The organism is Carboxylicivirga longa, from assembly GCF_050589825.1.
In the GTDB taxonomy this organism is placed as follows: domain Bacteria; phylum Bacteroidota; class Bacteroidia; order Bacteroidales; family Marinilabiliaceae; genus Carboxylicivirga; species Carboxylicivirga longa.
The window spans coordinates 104,268-123,408 of record NZ_JBNGOZ010000013.1; the positions used below are offsets into that span (position 1 = coordinate 104,268).

Consider the following 19,141-nt stretch of genomic DNA (forward strand, 5'->3'; position numbering starts at 1 on the left):
CCTTTTTTGCCCAATTAGAGCATAAATTTTTCGAAAAATTATCTTAAATCAAAAGCCTAATGCATGATTGTTAATAAAAATTAATACAAATCTTTTAAATTAGTCGGCTATATTACTTACCCTCACTCCTTTAATTGTAGTTCAAAAATATCGCTTAAATTTTTTCGCAGTTCTGCTTTTATGTCTTCCATATTCAGTTTGTGGCCTAACTCTTTTTCCATTGAGGTAACACCTTTATCTACAAAGCCGCATGGGTTAATATGATTGAAGTACGAAAGGTCGGTATTAACATTAAGGGCAAAACCGTGCATGGACACATAACGGCTGGCTTTCACACCAATGGCGCATATTTTACGCGATTTACCAGGTCCTTTAGTATCGAGCCATACACCAGTGGCACCCTCCAGTCGTTCACTTTTTATGCCATAATTTTCCAGGGTACGAATAATGGCTTCTTCCAGCTTAAATATATAGCTTCTTACTTGCAGGTTCAGGGCTTCCAAATCGAGTATGGGATACCCCACCAATTGCCCGGGTCCATGATAAGTGATGTCGCCACCCCGGTTAATCTTATAGAAGGTAGCATCGATCTGCTTTAGAAACTGCTCATTAATCAGCAGGTTATTCTGTACACCACTCTTCCCCAGTGTATATACATGAGGGTGTTCAACAAACAGCAGGTGGTTGGTTATGGGCTTTGGGTCTTCGGGCGCATTGCGGTTATACAATTTCACATCTACCACATTGGCAAACAGCTCCTCCTGGTAGTCCCAAACTTTCTTATAATCGCTGACGCCCAGATCCTGAAAGCGTGTATTATTGTTGTTCATGTTGTTTGTTTAAGGCATTAATGTGTTTCTCGGCATGATATGATGAACGTACCAAAGGGCCACTCTCAACGTATTTAAATCCTTTTTCGAGTCCTACGCGTTTGTATTTTTCAAACTGCTCGGGGGTAACATATTCCGATACTGGAAGATGGTTTTTTGTAGGTTGCAGGTATTGGCCAATGGTCATTACGGTTACACCAGCCGCCAGCAGATCATCCATGGTTTCAAATACCTCTTCCTCCTTTTCACCCAGTCCCAACATAATGCCCGATTTGGCAACCATACCACCATCGGCAATGTATTTTAATACCTTCAGACTCAGGTCATACTTGGCTTTGGTGCGGATGAGGGGTGTCAGGCGTCGTACCGTCTCCAGGTTGTGCGAAATTACCTCGGGTTGTGCATCCATCACTTGTTGTATCAAGGGATGTAAACCGTTAAAGTCAGGAATGAGCACCTCCATACTGGTGTTTGGGTTTAGCTCCTTGGTCTTGCGTATGGTGGCTGCCCATATTCCGGCACCGCCATCTTCCAGGTCGTCACGATCAACCGAAGTGATCACGGCATGTTTTAGCTTCATTATTTGGATGGAACGGGCAATGCGGAGTGGTTCCTTAATATCCACGGCATCCGGTTTACCGGTTTTTACATTGCAAAATTTACAGGCACGGGTACATATATCGCCTAATATCATAAAGGTGGCTGTGCCTGCCGCCCAGCATTCTGCCGCATTCGGACATTTACCACTCGTACATATTGTGTGCAGTTTATGGTCGCGTATGGTATTGTGCATCCATTTGTAATCACCGGTATTGGGAAGTTGTATCTTAAGCCAGTCGGGTTTAACGATCTTACTTTTAATTTTCACCATTTCATTATCTGTTTAAGCCGAAATCAGCAAGCAATATTACTTAAAAATAATGGTCTAAAAAATGAGCTTTATGGGTACCTATCATCATTAAACCATTCTGTTTATCAGCTTTTCGTAAAAAAACATCTGATGGGTAACATTGTTCATGTTTGGCAAGGTGTCTTATCTGTTATACGACATGTTTCAAACCAGTGGATGCGTATGGCTAAGCCCTCTATTTTATTTATATTGCATCCTTTTTTAAAAGATAAGTTATTTATTCATTTATAATTATAGAGCGATGAAACAAATTGTATTGCTTTCCCTGGCTTTGGCAGTTGCGGTTACGTCCTGTCAAACGTCAAATAAGAAAGACACAGAGGGTGAGAACCCCTTTTTTAGTGAGTATAACACCCCGTATAATGTACCTCCTTTCGAGCAGATAAAGGCGGAGCATTATATGCCGGCTATCGACAAAGCTATGGCTGCCCATAAGCAGGAGGTAGATGCCATTATTAATAATGCTGATGCTCCTAGCTTTGAGAATACCATTGTGGCTTTAGATGATGCCGGTAAGATGCTGTCAGAAGTGATGTCGGTGTATTACTCTTTAAAGTCAGCCGATGGTACTGAGGGGATAATGGCTATCGCTTCCGAAGTGGGTAAGAAAATGAGTGCTCACAGCGATGATATCAATCTTAATCCTGCTCTATTTGCCCGTGTGAAGGCTGTTTATGAGCAGAAGGATGCTTTGCAGCTGAACGGTGAGCAAGCTATGCTGCTGGATGATACCTACAAAGGTTTTGTGCGCAGTGGTGTGAGTTTGGCTGAGGATAAGAAAACAACACTGCGTCAGATCAATTCTCGTTTATCAGAGCTATTCAATCAGTTTTCGACCAATGTATTGAAGGAGACCAACGCCTTTAAATTGGTAATTGAGGACGAAGCTGATTTGGCCGGATTGCCCCAGTCAGCCATTTTAGGAGCTGCTGAAACAGCCACTGAAATGGGCATGGAGGGTAAGTGGGTGTTCACTACACAAAAGCCCAGCATGCTGCCCTTCTTATCTTATGCCGATAAGCGTGAGTTGCGAGAAAAATTGTATAAAGGCTACTACATGCGTGGTAACAACAACAATGAGTTTGATAATAAAAAGATTATTGAAGAGATTGTAAAGCTTCGCATTGAAAAAGCCAATTTACTGGGTTATGACTGTTATGCCGACTATGTGCTGGAGGAGCGCATGGCGAAGACTTCAGATAAGGTATACGAGTTGCTGGAGCAACTGTGGGATCGTGCCCTGCCGGTGGCCAAGAAAGAACGTGCAGCTATGCAAGCCATTATCGATCGCGAAAAAGGAGGCTTTCAGCTGGCATCGTGGGACTGGTGGTATTATGCCGAGAAAGTGCGTAAGGAGAAATATAACCTGGATGAAAATGAAGTACGTCCTTATTTTGAGCTGAACAATGTGCGCGATGGTGCTTTTGCTGTGGCTACAAAGTTATACGGCTTGCAGTTTGAAGAAATTACCGGTGATTTTCCAAAGCCGCATGCCGATGCGCAAGTATTTAAGGTGACTGAAGCCGATGGATCACACAAGGGTATTTTGTACATGGACTGGCATCCGCGTGCCACTAAGAAGCAAGGTGCCTGGTGTGGCGCTTTCCGTAAGCAGAGCCGTCGTGGCGGTAAAGATATTCCACCGGTGGTAACAATTGTGTGTAACTTCTCCAAGCCAGTGGGCGATCAGCCTGCCTTACTTAGCTATGATGAAACCATGACCCTTTTCCACGAGTTTGGCCATGGACTGCACCAGCTGCTGAGTGATTGTACCTATAACAGCCTGTCTGGCACATCTGTACCCCGCGACTTTGTGGAATTGCCCTCGCAGGTAATGGAAAACTGGGCCGGCGATCCTGCTGTGATGAAGGAGTATGCCCGCCATTATAAAACGGGTGAGGTAATTCCCGATGCGTTGGTTGAAAAGCTTCAAAATAGTGGTCATTTTAATCAGGGATTTGCCACTACCGAGTATCTGGCAGCTGCTCTTCTGGACATGAATTACCACACACAAAAGGAAGTGAAGAGCATTGATGTGAATCAGTTTGAAGATGATTACCTGAAGAGTATTGGCCTTATCCCCGAGATTATCTCGCGCTATAAGTCTACTTATTTCATGCACATTTTCGCCAGTAGTGGATACACCGCCGGTTACTACAGCTACATCTGGTCAGGCGTGCTCGATGCCGATGCCTTTGAAGCCTTCAAAGAGACTAGTCTGTATGATCAGGCCACCGCACAGTCGTTCCGCAGCAATATACTGGAGCGTGGTGGTACTGTTGATGCCATGGAGATGTATAAGAATTTCCGAGGTCGCGAGCCAAAGATTGAAGCCTTGCTGCGTCAGCGCGGTCTGCAATAAAATCTCTCATACCCAATCAATATTTCTATTTAAAGCGGTTGCTTCCTTTGGGGGCAGCCGTTTTTTGTTCCGTGGATTTTATCAGCCTAGCCTTTCATCCGTTTTAATCGCTTATCTTTGCCAACTCAGATAAAGAATATACAACAAGCTTATACGCGCCCCGATGAACGACTTAAAGACAACAAATAGACTCTTAATGATGCTGGTGATTCCTTTTATCTTCTATTTGTTAAAAGTGCTGGCTTTTATTTTTGTGCCCTTGGTGCTAGCCATGTTTATCGCTCTTTTATTCCTGCCCGTGATGCGCTGGTTTGCGCGCAAGAAATTGCCCAAAGTATTAAGTATTGCCTTTGTGGTGCTAATCATCACAGCTGTATTTAAGATCGGGGGTGAGCTCATCAAAGTATCCAGTCAGGAAATTTTATCGGCCGATAACCATTTTTTTCAGCAGGCTGAAACCAAGATTGTAGATCTGGTGGTGGCCGTAGAAGATTTTTTTGGAGTAACACGCATGCAGGATGAGTCGGTCTTTAGTCATTACTTTAAGAGCGATAATATGCTGGGCAACATTGGTATTACCATCGATTTTATTGGCAATGCGCTGTCGCTAACCCTCACCACCGCTTTTTTTGTTGTATTGCTGCTTTCCGGAGCCATGAATTTCGAGCAGTTGCTCAACTCCACACTCTTTAGGATCAAATACTCTTCGGTAAAGGCTTTCCGGCGAGTGGAGAAAGATATTATTAAGTTCGTTCAGGTGAAGTTTATTATCAGCCTGCTTACGGGTCTTGGCTTCAGTTTGGCTTGTTTATTTTTCGATGTAAGCTTTCCTGTTTTTTGGGGCTTGTTTGCCTTTGCCATCAATTTTGTTCAAATGATTGGCTCCATCATTTCGGTGGTTCTCCTCACTATTTTTGCTCTTGTGGAGTTGGATCCCAGTGGCACTCTTCTTTTATTTATCTTAACCATTACCGGCGTGCAAGCTTTAATGGGCGGTGTTTTGGAGCCTGTTTTTATGGGTAAAACCTTCTCGGTGAATATTATTGTTATCCTTGTAATGCTTATGTTCTGGGGTTATTTGTGGGGTATTCCCGGCCTTATCTTATCCATTCCCATCACGGTGTTTATCAAGATAGTCCTTGATCAGTTTCCGCGCTACAAATTAATCAGTAGCATCATCAGTGGTAAAAACACTGTTTAATGATTCTGAATTTTACAATTAAAGTTCACCCTGTTAGAATTGTTCTACGATGGCGCGTATGATCGCCTCATCCTGCATCAGCTGTTCCTTCAGGGCTTCCACATTCTTAAATTTCTGTTCGGCACGTACCCGCTGTACAAACTGTAGCTCCACCTCTTCGGAATAGATATCGTGGTTAAAGTCAAAGATATGTACTTCCAGCGAGCGCTGATCCACATTATGGCTTACCGTTGGGCGGTAGCCGATATTCAGCATGCCACCGTAATGCTTTCCTTCAACACGCACCTTTACGGCATACACGCCATCAGGTGGAATTAGCTTGTGGGGTTCCTCCACCTCGATATTGGCGGTGGGATAGCCCAGGCGACGACCCAATCGCTGCCCTCCAACCACGCGACCCGATACGGTATACTCATAGCCCAGAATTCTGTTGGCCGCCTTCATGTTGCCTTCCAGCAGGTGATTACGAATATCTGTTGAACTGGTTTGCATACCGTCGGTTAATACAGCCTCTACCATGGAGATGGAAAAGTTATACTTTTTAGCGAAAGCCTGATATTCTTCGTAGCTGTGTTGACGACCCTTGCCAAAGCGGTGGTTATAGCCCACCATTAAATGATGGATGTTTAGTTTGTCAATCAGCACCTCCTGGATGAAATCTTCAGCAGTCAGGCCTGCCAGTTCCAGTGAAAAAGGGATGAGTACCAGGTGATCGATGCCCAGCTCGCTAAATAGTTTGGTGCGTTCTTCGGGTGAAGTGAGAAAACGGAGTTTGTCGGCATCTTGCTTGAGTACCATCCGGGGATGGGGCCAGAAAGTAATCACCACTGATTCTCCGCCCAGCGCTTTAGCTTTATCAACCAATTGCCCCAGCAACACGCGATGCCCGGTGTGAACACCATCAAACATGCCAATGGTTATAACCGGCTTATGGGCTTTAAACGAAGAGAAATCGGAATGTACTTTCACAATAAATTTTTGAGCAAAAATACCATTTAAGATGCAAGAGTCAAGATAAAACCCGGAAGTTTTGATGCCAAAGGCAGTATCGGGTAGAGCCGCCAATACGTTTTAGGGAACAGTTCTCTTTTGTAAGATGCTTATAAAGAACCGTACAAAATTAGTCCGTTTATGATGCTTAATTTGCAATTGTTGTGCTGTTTTTATTCTAACTTTTTTTCTATAGTATTCTATATTCATCTGTTTTGAAATCTATTACACTTTTTCAGCAAAGCCAAGTATATATCCATTAATATCTTTGACATAAAACTCTCTCATACCGTGCCATGCAGTTTTAAGTTCAGATATCTCCGAAATCTTGTTTTTTAAATCATTGTACAATTTGTCAACTTCGTTAACCTCCATATAGAACGAAATTGAAGCAGCAATAGAAAGTCCTTTTGCAAATTTTAAATCATTTTTAAAACTTTCTGTTTCCTGAAACATTAATTCTACTTTGTCTTTCAAAACCATTGCAAAAACGTATTTTTTGTCATCTGCAATTGATTGTTCAATTCCATCTTGAGTTTCGGGAACTGCCATAACAAGTGAAAACCCTAATACATTCACATAAAAATCAACTGTTTTCTTGATATTTTGCACTTCAAGATTCGGTGTAAGTTTGTTGAAAGTCATAATGCTAACTTTTTAAGTTAATAATAAGCAAAATTACTTTTCACCGAGGGTTAATAATTGTAAGAATCGGTCGTTTTCGTTTTTATATAGTTCTTTTGGTGTATTTCCGGTATATCTTTTGATTTCTTTTATGTAATGTGCTTGGTCGTAATAATCTTGTGTTGGTGATAATTTTCCCTTTGCTATGTCGCCGTAGGATGATTTACATTTTAGAATATTTAAAAATGTTTTTAACGAAAATCCAAATTGTTGGTTGAAGTATCTGTTTATTTGCCTGCTGCTCCAAGAAACGGTTTCAGATAATTCTTTTACGCTAATATTGCCTTTCTGTCCGTAAAGCGAATTGAATAATTTGAATTTTCTGTTATCGATTTCTTTTAGGTTTTTCAGTCCGTAATGTATTGTTTTAGTTAATGTATCAGTAAATTTTTCAAGATTATCAAAAGGAAGTTTTTTCGCTCCCCAAAAGTCAGTAGGCAAAATTGTTTCTGAATTTAAAATATTCTTTATTGATTCCTTAAAAATGTATTCTGAAGCGATTAGTTTGAACTGAATTCCAATCAGTTTAGTATTTTCTTTAATCCTAACATTGATTTGATTAGTCCATATGCCTGTCAATGAAATGTTTAAAATCTCGTTATTCCTTATTTCGAAAATTAAGTCAAAATAACCATCTGGTAATATGGTAAATTCAACTTCCTTCTGAATGTTGTCATGTTCCCAAAAGCAATTTATGAAATTGGATAAAAATCCGTCTATTTTAATGTTTCTATGTTTCATTGTAGCTTTTAGTCAAAAGGCACCATAACGTTGGCTAGATGAAGCGAGTGGCATTTTAACGAACCAAAGCTATCAAAACTGCTCTGAGCCAATTATTTTATCTTTTCATTTCTAAAGCCAAATCAATGATTTGGCGCTGATTGCCGAAGCAGCGGACTTTGCAAAACGCATCGAATGCCTTATGCGCTAGGCTATTGCGGTTTGTTGGGTGTAGTTTATTCTTTCAATCTACTCTTCAAGTCCATTTGTTCATGTAGAATTCTGATAACCTCAATTCTGCTTTCAGAAACAACTTGATAAAAGAGAATGTGCCTTCCTTTTTTAAAACCTAATAATTGGCCACTTATTTCATAATATCTTTTCCCAATATTAGGGTTGGTGCCAATCTCTTTACAAGCTAACTTTAATGATTGATAATATTTGTCAGCTTGATTTTCAGACCATTTAAATGATGTGTAACTCCAGATATCTGATAAGTCATTAATGGCTTTTTGTCTTAAAATTACTTTAGCCATTTTTCTTTCTTTGTTCTTTTAATTTTTTGAGATGGTTATCAAAGTCAAAGTCCTCAACAAGTGGACTATTTAGTCCTTCTTGGATTGCATTTTTTAGTGCAATAACTTTGCTCTCTTCTTCCTCAAGCAATCTTAAACCAGCTCGAACTACTTCACTTACATTTTTATAGCGTCCAGCCGAAATACTGCTTTTTACAAAATCGTCAAAATGGTTTCCTAACGTTATTGATGTATTCTTATTCATAGCTTGTTTTTTTACAAATATACCAAATATTGGTATTTGTGACAAGTGTTTAATTTCAGTAAGTAATGGGCAAATGAATGCCAACGGTTAATTGTATATTGCGTAAGGCATTAGATTGCACCTGCCCGTCTAACCTTTAAGTAGCCGAAGCGCAGGTTAGACACTCGCAATTTAACGAACCGTCGAAGCTGCGCTTCGGCGGGGTTGAAGAAATCGCAAATGTTTAAAATACGGCATAGCGCCCAATGTACTATACAAAATGTTGTGGTTTCGTGGTTTATGAACCTATTTCGCCATTGTATAAATCAGAAATTGGAAAAATTAAGTCATAATCGTTCCAGTTTAAATTTCCATCAGTCAATGAAAAGTTCGAGAACATATTTTCGTCCAAATATTTTTTAATTGATGGATGAAGTGATTTTGATAAAAATGGCTTGAAATCAACAAGTTTTTCATTACCATCATTAAACCTTATGCGTATTGCATAATCCGACAGATATTTTGCAGAATCAATTTTCAACTGGTTAAATCCAGATTCTGAATCCTTATAGTCAACAATTATTCTCATTTTAATCTTTTTGTAATTTTTTCAAATTCAACATCCCTATGATAAACAAAATAGTTTACCCATTTTTCAACTATTTTGTCAACATATTTCTGAAGAAAAGCCTCAAAATCTTTAAGGTCTTTTCCTTTTAGTGGTCGTGCTCCTTAAATATTTGTAATCTTTATCTCTGAAATCTCACCATTAATGATATAGAACTCTGCTTTACTTTCAAATTCTCCTTTCTTTGCATGAACATGAATTGGTTCGTGCTCATTTGAATAGAAGAAAATAAGAATCCCGAAATATTCAAATATCTTTGGCATTATCGAATTTCTTTAATTTTACACCTATACAAATTTACAAAATCTCCGCTTGAACCTAAAGTCAATGTTCCCAGTCTATTTATTCCCATGAACCACAGCTATCTAACATAATCCCTCATCCTTCAGTAATTATATCAATTCTACAGGCTTCGTATTTCGCCGCCACCGAATAGGGCAAGACCCTTAATAACTAATGTTCTGGAGGTCTCTGGTGGTGTGTCGGCAAAGAAATTACGTTTATCGGCAAAGCCACCAAAGATAGAAACTACTTCCGTTTTAACATTCCAGTCGCGGGGCACCATTATTTTCGATCCGCCAAAAATCATGGCTACATCCAGTACCGCACCATCGGGCGATAGCTGACAACGATCGAGATACACCTCTCCTCCCCCGAAGATGGCCGTTACGCGTCCTCCTTTGAAGTTATGGGACTCCACCTGGGTAACGCCGCCACCAAAGATGTCCATCTCATCGATGTACTCATCCACCCTGGCCCCCCGCTGATTAGCAGGCATCAGCTCACGACGCTTGAAGTAAAAGGTAACTCCGATAAGTATTAAGAAGACCGGCCAGAACTTGAAAATATCGCGGTAGCTCAGGTCGTCAATAAAGTGGGGTAATAGGTATAAGCCCCCAATGGCAAGGGTGATAATTGCGCCTGTATATTGCTTCTTTAGTAGGTTGTAAATACCAATCGCCACGAAAATCATGGGCCAGCGAAATAATATATCAGTCAGCTGATAGGGCAGGTAGCCCAGATTACCCAATAAGAGAATGACACCAATAATGATTAAAAAGGTGCCTAACAGGCCGCGTTTGTTATGATTTCTTTCCGGGTTCATGATAATTTGATTTTAAATGGTAATAAAAATGTGAAACTAAGGTATGTAGAATTGCATCGTGATAAAAGCACGAATTGGCAAAATGACTGAATGGTAGGGTGAGCTGCGTAATATCAAACTCCCTGAAGACCGCTTTATGGAATTTTTAAAGGGCTTTAAACATTTTCAACATCTGACGCTGTTCATTATCGTCAGACTTGTAATAGCTATCGATAAAATTCTCAGCTCCTGACCATACGGTAAGAATGTTACCCTGGAAATTATCGCGCATAGCAGGCGTTGATTCGGCTCTGAATTTTAACATATCTTCCACCTGCACAGCTGATACATCCGGTTTATTCCAAGAGCATGTAGCCACCTTAAAGCCCTTCATGGCAAAATACACGGCAGTTTTATCGGGTCTTTCGTAGTGCCAGTCGCAGATGAATATATCTTTGGGAATCATATCGATGGCACGGTGCGTATTATTCATGCTTGCTTCCCACATACCCATGCCTGTGGTTTTACCATCAATTAAGCGATCACCCCACATCCACAGCTTGCGGTTTTTGATGGCCAGATGATTCCGAATCTTAGTCACCTCATTAGCATAAAGAACGGCTTTATCATGCCCACTGCAGCGCGGACAGTTATCATCACCAATGTAGAATACCTCGTCCAGACCAGCATGAAAAGCGGTGGCTTCAAAGGCTTCCATCAGCTCATCAACAAGGGAAAAAACGACCTTGTGTACATCCGGATGTAGGGGGCAATAGCTTTTGCAGTATAAGCCATGTTCATTGGGCCATTCATATTTGTTGGGCATCGGAATATGCGGCGTTTCATCGAATTGGGGATACACTTTCAATAAGTTTTCCAACTCTTCGGCCCACGATTGATGCCCCAGCAGGTTAATTTGCGGAACAATGTTGATTGAATGTTTTTTGCCCATTGCCACCAGTCGTTTCACGTCTTTGTTACTTAAGGTTGTTTCATCACGGAGCTCAGGGTGCGACTCGTAGGCATAGTTGTAATCTACACGGAGTATCAGGGTATTAATTTTCAGGGGTACCAGTTCCTTTTCAACAAAGGCAATAAACTTATCGAGATGATTGGCCTGCGGTGCCGCAATACTAAAGCCTCGCACCGGTAATAAGGAGTCAATGTTATTTTGTGCCAGCAGGGGCATGGAGCTTAACAATAATAGAATAATCAGGTTTCTCATAGGGAAAGGTTTTTGGTTTATTAATTCCCTAAATATAGTAATCTTTTGATTATTTATGGCTTACGTTCAGTCAACACCTTTTTAGTAAGGAAGTGACTTAACGATTTCATTTTTTATTTACAAAAGCCATTATTCCTTTTAAGTAATCATTGAAATCTATGTTATCGGGGCTTGAGTTCAAGCAAACCACCACCATGTTGTGAGATGGTATTATTGTTATACGTTGTCCCCGGTAACCGTTAAAGTAGTATGCATCTTTGGGCAGATTGGGAATATTAATCCCGGAGGTGTTGAGCCATATATGTGCACCATAGCGGCCTTTCGATTGTTTGGCGGGCATGGTACTGTAATCTACCCACCACTCCGGTAGAATCTGCTCGCCCATCCATGTTCCCTTGTTCAGGTACAACATGCCGAAGCGTGCCCAGTCGCGCGCCGAGCAATAGCCGTAGGAGGAGCCTGCAAAGGTACCGGTGGCATCGGTTTCGATAAGGCTATGCCGCATGCCCAGCTTGTTGAAAAGGGCTTTCTGTGGAAATTGATAATAGGACTGGTAATCATCGAAGCAGTGACGCAGTAGGCCAGCTATGATGTTGGTGGTACCCGATGAATAGTACCATAGGGAATCGGGTTGAACCTGTGATTTCACAGAAGTGGCGAAGGCATACATATCCGGTTCGATGTAAAGCATTTGAGATACATCACTCAGTCTGGTTTGCGAATAGTCTTCATTCCACCTTAGGCCACTGCTCATTTGCAGAAGGTTATGAAGTGTAATATGACGGCGTTCATCGTTTTGCCAGGCGCTTACTTTGGCCGGCTTATAAAGCTCAAGCTTTCCCTCTTTAATCAGAATGCCGGTGAGGGCGGCCGTGATGCTCTTGGTCATGCTCCATCCCAGTAGTGGGGTGTTTACATCAATGCCATCGGCATATTTTTCGGCAATGAGCTGACCATCTTTAATGACTACCACAGCGCGCGATGTTGAAGTAAAATGTTGATCGATATAGGTTTTAAGGCCATCGGCATCCACACCTTCCGGAACAGTGTCAGCGATGATACAGCCCATGGGCCAGGGTTCATTCTTGTGTGTGGACCGATTTAAAGGCACCCTACCCGCTATTTCACAGTGTCCTTTCGGGTATAGGGTGGCACCCACCCCCGGCTCATAAACAGCAGTTTGGGAGATGATGCCGCCAATGGTGCTGACCACTGTCTGTGTCTCCTTATTCACCACGTTTACTACTTTGTTAAAGGGAAATGTACTGAGCTCCATCTGCTCTACTTTTTCCGGGCTTAGGCCTTCAACAAAAACGCCTGAACACACCATTTTTGCCGCATATCCACTGGCTCCACGTAGTAAGGGATAGAGAAAAATGGCAGCGATCACCAATGCAAGAACAGAACTTAATATGATCATTTTCAGGATGAAAGGTTTGTTTCTCATGGTGTGCAGTTTGGATGGTTTAAGCTTTAATAAACCTGATAATAAAGTGTTGGTAAATGCCTGCCTATACCATTAAGTTATAAATGACATTCCCGATTGAGAGGTATAAGAACATGCCAATAATATCATTCATGGTAGTGATAAAAGGGCCGGTTGCAACGGCGGGGTCTATCTTTATTTTATTGAGCATTAGTGGTACAAAGGTGCCAAACAGACTGGCAAAAAAGACCACAGAGAACATGGCTGAGGATAGGGTAAAAGTCAGTGCCATGTCATCTTTGAAGAAAAAGCTGTAACAAAATATTAACGATGAAAGAATACTTGCGTTGAGGAGGGCGATGCCTAACTCCTTCAGTAACTTCAGCCAGTTGGTATCGAGACCTACCGAACCGGAGGCCAGTGATTGCACAACGATGGCCGAGGATTGCATGCCCACATTTCCCCCCATGGCGGCGATCAGTGGCATAAACATGGCAACACCCGGAAACTTATCGATCAGGTCGATATGACCGAAGGCCACCCAGGAGGCGAATATACCACCGGCCAGACCTATGAGCAGCCAGGGAATACGAGCGCGTGTGTGTTGCCATACGTTGTCTGAGGCTTCCACGTCTTCAGTGATACCCGATGCCAGCTGATAATCTTTCTCGGCCTCTTCACGCATGACATCCACTACATCATCAATGGTAATACGTCCCACCAGGCGACCAATGGAATCCACAACCGGTAATGCTACCAAATCGTATTTATCCATGATGTAACTAACCTCTTCGGCATCCACATCTACCTTCACGGAAATAACATCCGAGTTATAAATATCTTTTACCAGCACATCAACCGGACTGAGTAACATGCGTTTTAAAGAAAGGGTGCCCTTTAGAATACCGTTATTGTCCACCACATAAACATAGTAAATCTCATCCACCTCTTCGGCCTGACGGCGCATGCTGCGCAAACAGGTGGGTATGCCCCAGTTTTCTTTTACCTTAATAAGCTCTTTGGCCATCAGACCACCGGCCGTATCTTCGTCGTAGCTTAGCAGATCGGCAATATCGCCGGCAGCCGTCACATCATCGATGTGCGACAGAACCTCTTGTTGACGAGCATTATCTAACTCACCAAGTACATCAGCTGCATCATCAGAATCCATGTTATCGATGAAGCGCCTTGCAATTACATCACTTGGCAGACTCTCTAAAAATCGCCTACGATCATTTTCCTCTAACTCGGTAATTACATCGGCGGCTGTATCATCATCAATCAGAAAATACAGGTACTTGGCTTCATCAATACTTAACTCCTCATACACTTCTGCAATATCGGCCGGGTGCAATGTTTCCAAAATTTCTGATATGGCTTTCTCATTCTTAGCCGCAATCAGTTCCTTTAGATTATCAATATACTCCCTCGTCAATTCAAAATTTGCCATAATTACAGAGAATTAAAGGTTATTAATTGAGTTCATTCGCTTGAATCATGCATGTCAACTCTATGAAATCGTTGACACTCATTTGCTCCGGACGCCTTGTCAGAAATTCATGATCAGCGATTGCATCCCGGTTGAAAGGAATTGCTTTTAATGAATTCCGGATGGCTTTACGACGTTGATTAAAGATGGCTTTCACCACCTTTACAAAGAGCTTCTCGTCGCAGGGCAACGACTTTACATCGTTACGCTTTAGCCTAATTACCCCCGACTGCACTTTGGGAGGCGGGTTAAATACATGGGCATCTACCGTAAACAGATATTCCACCTCGTAAAAGGCTTGCAGCAATACGCTTAATACCCCGTACACTTTGGTGCCCGGTCCTGAAGCCAGGCGCTCTGCCACTTCCTTTTGCAGCATGCCTACTACCTCGGGTATCTGATTGCGGTGTTCGAAAACTTTGAAAAAGATAGGACCCGAAATATTATAGGGGAAGTTACCAATTAGCGAGAAGGGTTGTGTAAATATGCTTGTCAGATCCAGTTTCAAAAAATCCTTGTAGAAAATGCGCCCTTTCAATTCAGGATAGTGAGCATTTAGGTAGTCCACCGATTCACTATCGAGCTCAATGAGTTTTAGATCTACCTTGTCGCGCTGAACAAGGTACTGTGTTAACACGCCTGTTCCCGGGCCTATTTCCATTACCTGCTCACGATCGCCCGAGAGGGCCTCTACAATTTGCTGGGCTATTCCTAAATCTGTAAGAAAATGTTGTCCTAAATGTTTTTTTGCTCTTACCATATCCCAGTGTAATGTTAAATTATAACGTTTCAGCCCACTTGTGGGACTCGTTTTGGCCTAAGAGATACAAATTTTATATCTTCGCAGCTTGTTCAGCCCGCAAAGGTAGAAAAACACACCTTAAAGGCGTCATGAAGATACTACAAAAATTAAATTCGTTCAATTTGTGAAAAAATCAGTATCGAAGTTCATTCAGTTAGTTCTGTTTCCATCTATTGGAGTATTTATCATTTATCAATTATACAAGGATCAGAATGCCGAGGAAATCCTGAGGGCATTGCGTTACGACGTTGATTATTCGTGGATTGTACTTTCCATTAGTTTGGGTTTGTTAAGTCATGTCAGCCGGGCCATGCGATGGCAGATGCTTATTCAACCCATCGAAAAAAAGACAGGATTTCTGAATACCTTTCTGGCTGTTATGACAGGTTACCTGGCCAACCTTGTTTTTCCGCGTATGGGTGAAGTATCGCGCTGTGGTGTTATCAGTAAGTACGAGCGCATTTCTTTTACGCGTGTGGTAGGCACAGTGGTGGCTGAGCGACTCACCGATCTGATGATGCTGGTACTGATTACAGTAGCTGTACTGGCGGTACAATTCGATTTTCTGGGTGGTTTTCTTCTGCAAACGCTTAAGCTCGATTCTGTGAGTCAACTCTTTGCCTCCCCTTTGTTGTACGCAGCTCTGATTTTTACAGTTTTGGCATTGTGGTTTATCAGGCGTTATGCGCGCCGTTACAAGGCATTACAGTTTCTGAATAGCCTGATGGCCAAATTTACCGAAGGGCTGAGTTCTATCCGGAAGTTAGAAAATAAGGGGCTGTTCATCTTTCATACCCTGTTTATATGGCTGATGTATTTCATGATGATATACGTTTGTTTCTTTAGTATGCCTGCCACATCAACCTTGGGAATTAATGCCGGTATTACGATTTTGCTCACCGGCAGTTTGGGCATGATTGCTCCTGTACAGGGCGGTATTGGCGCCTGGCATTTCATGGTTATCGCTACACTCAAACTCTATGGAGTGCCGCTTGAAGAAGGAGGTGTGTTTGCTTTGCTCGTTCATGCAGCACAAAATATGATGATTATTATTGTAGGTTTGCTGGCCTTTGTCCTCCTTCCACTCATTAACCGTAAGCATCATGCAGAAACGGATTTGGCAAGACCTTGTTAAACTGCTCGTTATTGGTTTTTCTGTAGCCGCTTATATTTTTATTACCATCCGGCTGATTGATTTTGGTCAATGGCATTTGATAGGGCATACATTATCATTCTCAATTGAGTCTTTAACCTTGCTACTAACGCTGTTGGTGCTATGGTTTATTAATCTTTTTTGTGAGGCTGCCAAATGGCAGGTGCTGATGCGACCCTTTATTTCAATGAGTTATCTTACTGCCTGGCGCCAAGTACTTGCAGGAACTACTACTGCTGTTGGCTCGCCTATGCGTATGGCTGAAATGGTGGGACGCATGGTTCTATTGCCCAAAAGTAAGCGGCTGGAGGCAGCAGTGATGACCACGGTAGGGGGTGCGATGCAAAATGTCGTTATACTCATTAGCGGCGTACTTGCTTTTTTTCATTTTCCGCTGCCAGTAATGTCACAGGTGATTAAGGATCATTATTTCTATATTTTGACTAGTAGTATAATTATTCTGTGTGGTTTTGCAGGCTTATTGTTTTACTTTAGAGATAAAATCCGTTATTACATTTTCCGGCTGGCGCATATCAGGCGTAATGTTATTTTTATCGCACTCTTCTGGACAAGTGTGCGTCTGCTGGTATTTATCTTTCAACTGTTTTTATGGATGCGTTTATGGGATGTTTATCTGACATTTAGTGATTATCTGCCCCTGGCCTGTCTGTATTTTTTCTTTATTACCCTATTGCCTTCTCATATACTTATCGATATGGGAATACGCGGTAGTATAGCCCTCTTTTTGTTTTCTTTTAGCACTGATCAAACGCCACTCATCCTGCTGGCCACATTTAGCCTTTGGTTGAGTAATGTGGTGGTGCCAACACTGCTTGGAGGCAGCGTATTAATCAAACAAAACACTATCAAACAAGGGTAAAGCAAAAAAGAGAGCGCTTAGATTTACTGTTTTTTTTAGAAATCTGCTTATCTTGGGTGCTCGATACCATTTATTAATCAGAATACATCTTTAAATGGAAAACTATATTCTTTCTTTGATTAAAGAAAATAACCGGGTTATTGTTCCTAATTTTGGGGCTTTTATTGTAGCTAAGGAAAACGGTTTCTCTGTACTTTTCAATAATTTTCTGAGCTTTAACGATGGCCTTCTTGTTGATTATATTGTGGAACAAGAAGGTATAGAACGTGCCGAAGCCGAGCAAAAGGTAGATAGCTATGTTCAGGATGTTAAACGAAGTTTGGATGCATCAGGAGCATACAATATTGAGGGACTTGGAACCTTTACAAAAGATGCTACCGGTATTTTACGTTTTGAGCAAAGCCTCGATCTTAATAGCGACCAGGCAGCACCTTTCAAATCTCCATCACCGGCCGATAATGAAGAGCTTTTGGATATTGATAATAATGATTCCGGAAAGGAGCTTTCAGATGGTGAACCTGCACAATTGCCCGAAACTTCGCTGAATGAACAAACACCCATTGCCGAATTTGAGGAAGAGGATGTAGTGGAAGATGAAAAGCATGCTAAAGTCGACAATGAACGCCCTAGTATCGAAGCAAAGGTATCTGAGAAAGCAATAGCGGGGTCAGCCAGTAAGTATTACATTGATGATGAAGACAAGGGAAAACGTAAGCAGACGGTTATCTTTTTTTGGTTGCTCTTTGTGTTACTGCCATTGATCGGTTTCTCTGTTTATTTTTTCTTTTTCAGAGATAACCAACCTGCTGAAACCAAACAGCAAATAGCAACAGAGATTCGCGAGGTACCTGCCCCTGACAATGACCTACCCGCAGATAATTCAGCAGTGGCTATCGAAGAAGGCCCCACAGAGGCGGTTGCACCTGCAGAACCCGCGAAGAAGGAGGAGGTAACAAAGCCGGTAGAAGAGCCCAAGGTGAATAAACCACATCAGCTGATTGTGGGTAGTTTTAGCTCGGAGGCCAATGCGCAAAGGATGATACAGAACCTGCATAAGAAGGGGTATGCGCAGGCATTCTGGTTTAAGCATAACAATCATTACCTCGTTAGTCTTGAACCCTTTGCTCACCTATACGAAGCGCAGGCCCGTCAGGAAGAGATCTTACAAGGTCAGAAAATGGAAAGCTGGATTATTACTAAGCGTGACTAAGGGTTAATTAACTATGTGATAGTGTTTTGGTTAGACGTGTTTTTGGATTGTATTTATGAAGTATATCGTTTAGGTTGTGGGCAAGCAGAAAGACGCAATCATATTGAAGTTGTATTTATCATACATTTATTAACCAATAATAAAATGCCTTATCATGAAAACTTTAAAATTTCTAGTGTTTTGTATTCTATCATTTAGTGTTTTATCGTGTGACAATGATGAAAATAACGAAGCTAATCGCCTAAGTGTTGAAGAATATATTGACCATTTAAAAGCAGGAAAATATGATTCACTTGAATTACCAAATTTTACATCGAAAGATATTCCTGCGCTACTTAAATATAGAAATGAAACTCAAATGATAGAAGATTTTCCAGTAAATGGAATTTCATCATTTTATATGCCCGAGTGTCCTTTAGGTATGTATGCTTTATGGACAATTGAATCAATACGAGCTGTAGCTATTGACAGTGAATATTTAATTGGTAGATTTCCATCTCAAAACCCTATTGTTAAGAAAAAAGGAGATGCTTTTGAAGTTGAATCAGGTAGTGAAATACAAAAAATTGTAGCTAAAGCATATTTTGATTGGTGGGCAGAAAATAAGAATTTGGACTTTGCAAAGTTTAAAAACACTGACCCTCTTAGTGAAACAGATTATACTTGGCATTAGAATAATAAATGCCAGGGTACAACAATGGCTAATAAAGCATCGTTAGTTTGTGGTTTACTAAATACGTATCAAAGTAAATAGTTAAACATGATTATTTACTTTAGGTATAAAAGCT

Annotated in this window: 20 protein-coding genes; 6 read left to right on the forward strand and 14 right to left on the reverse strand. The window is 41.4% G+C overall.

The genetic code is table 11. From position 1 onward, the window contains the following. Positions 1 to 122: 122 nt before the first annotated feature. Together lipB and lipA are read right to left on the reverse strand one after the other, a co-directional pair. Complete coding sequence (lipB, locus tag ACRD7A_RS12595; protein WP_430811436.1) at positions 123 to 830, reverse strand: lipoyl(octanoyl) transferase LipB; 708 nt, start codon at positions 828 to 830, stop codon at positions 123 to 125. After that, positions 817 to 1,701 carry a lipoyl synthase gene (gene lipA / locus ACRD7A_RS12600; RefSeq protein WP_430811437.1) on the reverse strand — a complete coding sequence of 295 codons (885 nt, stop codon included), beginning with the start codon at positions 1,699 to 1,701 and terminating at the stop codon, positions 817 to 819. The genes lipB and lipA overlap by 14 nt, the downstream gene beginning before the upstream one ends. A gap of 280 nt (positions 1,702 to 1,981) precedes the next feature. Between lipA and ACRD7A_RS12605 the strand changes: the two genes are divergently transcribed. Beyond that, entirely contained in the window at positions 1,982 to 4,102 is a 2,121-nt protein-coding gene (locus ACRD7A_RS12605) for a M3 family metallopeptidase (protein ID WP_430811438.1), read from the forward strand. 163 nt (positions 4,103 to 4,265) lie between these two features. Beyond that, positions 4,266 to 5,303 carry an AI-2E family transporter gene (locus ACRD7A_RS12610; RefSeq protein ID WP_430811439.1) on the forward strand — a complete coding sequence of 346 codons (1,038 nt, stop codon included), beginning with the start codon at positions 4,266 to 4,268 and terminating at the stop codon, positions 5,301 to 5,303. A gap of 33 nt (positions 5,304 to 5,336) precedes the next feature. Here ACRD7A_RS12610 and ACRD7A_RS12615 read toward each other — a convergent pair whose 3' ends face one another. From ACRD7A_RS12615 to rsmA, 12 genes are all read right to left on the reverse strand, one after another. Beyond that, positions 5,337 to 6,272 (reverse strand): bifunctional riboflavin kinase/FAD synthetase, encoded by a 936-nt coding sequence (locus tag ACRD7A_RS12615; protein ID WP_430811440.1) that lies wholly within the window; start codon positions 6,270 to 6,272, stop codon positions 5,337 to 5,339. 246 nt (positions 6,273 to 6,518) lie between these two features. Continuing rightward, the gene (locus ACRD7A_RS12620) at positions 6,519 to 6,938 is read right to left on the reverse strand and encodes a VOC family protein (RefSeq protein ID WP_430811441.1); all 420 of its coding nucleotides are present in this window, start codon (positions 6,936 to 6,938) and stop codon (positions 6,519 to 6,521) included. 33 nt (positions 6,939 to 6,971) lie between these two features. Then, positions 6,972 to 7,718: a DUF6597 domain-containing transcriptional factor gene (locus tag ACRD7A_RS12625; RefSeq protein WP_430811442.1), complete on the reverse strand. Its 747-nt coding sequence runs from the start codon at positions 7,716 to 7,718 to the stop codon at positions 6,972 to 6,974. A 215-nt stretch (positions 7,719 to 7,933) separates the two neighbouring features. Beyond that, positions 7,934 to 8,233, reverse strand: coding sequence for a type II toxin-antitoxin system RelE/ParE family toxin (locus tag ACRD7A_RS12630; RefSeq protein ID WP_430811443.1), 300 nt, complete (start codon positions 8,231 to 8,233; stop codon positions 7,934 to 7,936). Continuing rightward, positions 8,226 to 8,477: a type II toxin-antitoxin system ParD family antitoxin gene (locus ACRD7A_RS12635; RefSeq protein WP_430811444.1), complete on the reverse strand. Its 252-nt coding sequence runs from the start codon at positions 8,475 to 8,477 to the stop codon at positions 8,226 to 8,228. The genes ACRD7A_RS12630 and ACRD7A_RS12635 overlap by 8 nt, the downstream gene beginning before the upstream one ends. A gap of 277 nt (positions 8,478 to 8,754) precedes the next feature. Then, entirely contained in the window at positions 8,755 to 9,045 is a 291-nt protein-coding gene (locus ACRD7A_RS12640) for a DUF2442 domain-containing protein (protein WP_430811445.1), read from the reverse strand. Between the two features lie 143 nt (positions 9,046 to 9,188). Then, positions 9,189 to 9,347, reverse strand: coding sequence for a DUF4160 domain-containing protein (locus ACRD7A_RS12645; protein ID WP_430811446.1), 159 nt, complete (start codon positions 9,345 to 9,347; stop codon positions 9,189 to 9,191). Positions 9,348 to 9,487: 140 nt separating this feature from the next. Then, entirely contained in the window at positions 9,488 to 10,189 is a 702-nt protein-coding gene (locus ACRD7A_RS12650) for a LiaF transmembrane domain-containing protein (RefSeq protein WP_430811447.1), read from the reverse strand. Between the two features lie 145 nt (positions 10,190 to 10,334). Then, a complete protein-coding gene (locus ACRD7A_RS12655) occupies positions 10,335 to 11,393 on the reverse strand; it encodes a family 20 glycosylhydrolase (protein WP_430811448.1) in 1,059 nt (352 codons plus the stop codon). Positions 11,394 to 11,499: 106 nt separating this feature from the next. Further along, positions 11,500 to 12,840, reverse strand: coding sequence for a serine hydrolase domain-containing protein (locus tag ACRD7A_RS12660; RefSeq protein ID WP_430811449.1), 1,341 nt, complete (start codon positions 12,838 to 12,840; stop codon positions 11,500 to 11,502). A 64-nt stretch (positions 12,841 to 12,904) separates the two neighbouring features. Then, complete coding sequence (mgtE, locus tag ACRD7A_RS12665; RefSeq protein ID WP_430811450.1) at positions 12,905 to 14,269, reverse strand: magnesium transporter; 1,365 nt, start codon at positions 14,267 to 14,269, stop codon at positions 12,905 to 12,907. Positions 14,270 to 14,291: 22 nt separating this feature from the next. Beyond that, entirely contained in the window at positions 14,292 to 15,068 is a 777-nt protein-coding gene (gene rsmA / locus ACRD7A_RS12670) for a 16S rRNA (adenine(1518)-N(6)/adenine(1519)-N(6))-dimethyltransferase RsmA (protein ID WP_430811451.1), read from the reverse strand. Positions 15,069 to 15,234: 166 nt separating this feature from the next. Here rsmA and ACRD7A_RS12675 point away from each other — a divergent pair, with 166 nt between their 5' ends. The 4 genes from ACRD7A_RS12675 (at position 15,235) to ACRD7A_RS12690 (ending at position 19,026) form a co-directional block, all read left to right on the forward strand. Then, a complete protein-coding gene (locus ACRD7A_RS12675; RefSeq protein WP_430811452.1) occupies positions 15,235 to 16,245 on the forward strand; it encodes a lysylphosphatidylglycerol synthase transmembrane domain-containing protein in 1,011 nt (336 codons plus the stop codon). Further along, positions 16,214 to 17,143 carry a hypothetical protein gene (locus ACRD7A_RS12680; protein WP_430811453.1) on the forward strand — a complete coding sequence of 310 codons (930 nt, stop codon included), beginning with the start codon at positions 16,214 to 16,216 and terminating at the stop codon, positions 17,141 to 17,143. Before ACRD7A_RS12675 ends, ACRD7A_RS12680 begins: the two co-directional genes overlap by 32 nt. A gap of 94 nt (positions 17,144 to 17,237) precedes the next feature. Next, positions 17,238 to 18,353, forward strand: a complete 1,116-nt coding sequence (locus tag ACRD7A_RS12685; protein WP_430811454.1) for an SPOR domain-containing protein — start codon at positions 17,238 to 17,240, stop codon at positions 18,351 to 18,353. Positions 18,354 to 18,507: 154 nt separating this feature from the next. Further along, positions 18,508 to 19,026, forward strand: coding sequence for a DUF4943 family protein (locus ACRD7A_RS12690; protein ID WP_430811455.1), 519 nt, complete (start codon positions 18,508 to 18,510; stop codon positions 19,024 to 19,026). Positions 19,027 to 19,141: the final 115 nt, after the last annotated feature.

What these genes read in the sequence shown, in the direction of transcription:
- lipB (WP_430811436.1), bottom strand. Translation starts at nt 830, where the DNA reads ATGAACAACAATAATACACGCTTTCAGGATCTGGGCGTCAGCGATTAT.
- lipA (WP_430811437.1), bottom strand. Translation starts at nt 1,701, where the DNA reads ATGGTGAAAATTAAAAGTAAGATCGTTAAACCCGACTGGCTTAAGATA.
- ACRD7A_RS12605 (WP_430811438.1), top strand. Translation starts at nt 1,982, where the DNA reads ATGAAACAAATTGTATTGCTTTCCCTGGCTTTGGCAGTTGCGGTTACG.
- ACRD7A_RS12610 (WP_430811439.1), top strand. Translation starts at nt 4,266, where the DNA reads ATGAACGACTTAAAGACAACAAATAGACTCTTAATGATGCTGGTGATT.
- ACRD7A_RS12620 (WP_430811441.1), bottom strand. Translation starts at nt 6,938, where the DNA reads ATGACTTTCAACAAACTTACACCGAATCTTGAAGTGCAAAATATCAAG.
- ACRD7A_RS12625 (WP_430811442.1), bottom strand. Translation starts at nt 7,718, where the DNA reads ATGAAACATAGAAACATTAAAATAGACGGATTTTTATCCAATTTCATA.
- ACRD7A_RS12630 (WP_430811443.1), bottom strand. Translation starts at nt 8,233, where the DNA reads ATGGCTAAAGTAATTTTAAGACAAAAAGCCATTAATGACTTATCAGAT.
- ACRD7A_RS12635 (WP_430811444.1), bottom strand. Translation starts at nt 8,477, where the DNA reads ATGAATAAGAATACATCAATAACGTTAGGAAACCATTTTGACGATTTT.
- ACRD7A_RS12640 (WP_430811445.1), bottom strand. Translation starts at nt 9,045, where the DNA reads ATGAGAATAATTGTTGACTATAAGGATTCAGAATCTGGATTTAACCAG.
- ACRD7A_RS12645 (WP_430811446.1), bottom strand. Translation starts at nt 9,347, where the DNA reads ATGCCAAAGATATTTGAATATTTCGGGATTCTTATTTTCTTCTATTCA.
- ACRD7A_RS12650 (WP_430811447.1), bottom strand. Translation starts at nt 10,189, where the DNA reads ATGAACCCGGAAAGAAATCATAACAAACGCGGCCTGTTAGGCACCTTT.
- ACRD7A_RS12655 (WP_430811448.1), bottom strand. Translation starts at nt 11,393, where the DNA reads ATGAGAAACCTGATTATTCTATTATTGTTAAGCTCCATGCCCCTGCTG.
- ACRD7A_RS12660 (WP_430811449.1), bottom strand. Translation starts at nt 12,840, where the DNA reads ATGAGAAACAAACCTTTCATCCTGAAAATGATCATATTAAGTTCTGTT.
- mgtE (WP_430811450.1), bottom strand. Translation starts at nt 14,269, where the DNA reads ATGGCAAATTTTGAATTGACGAGGGAGTATATTGATAATCTAAAGGAA.
- rsmA (WP_430811451.1), bottom strand. Translation starts at nt 15,068, where the DNA reads ATGGTAAGAGCAAAAAAACATTTAGGACAACATTTTCTTACAGATTTA.
- ACRD7A_RS12680 (WP_430811453.1), top strand. Translation starts at nt 16,214, where the DNA reads ATGCAGAAACGGATTTGGCAAGACCTTGTTAAACTGCTCGTTATTGGT.
- ACRD7A_RS12685 (WP_430811454.1), top strand. Translation starts at nt 17,238, where the DNA reads ATGGAAAACTATATTCTTTCTTTGATTAAAGAAAATAACCGGGTTATT.
- ACRD7A_RS12690 (WP_430811455.1), top strand. Translation starts at nt 18,508, where the DNA reads ATGAAAACTTTAAAATTTCTAGTGTTTTGTATTCTATCATTTAGTGTT.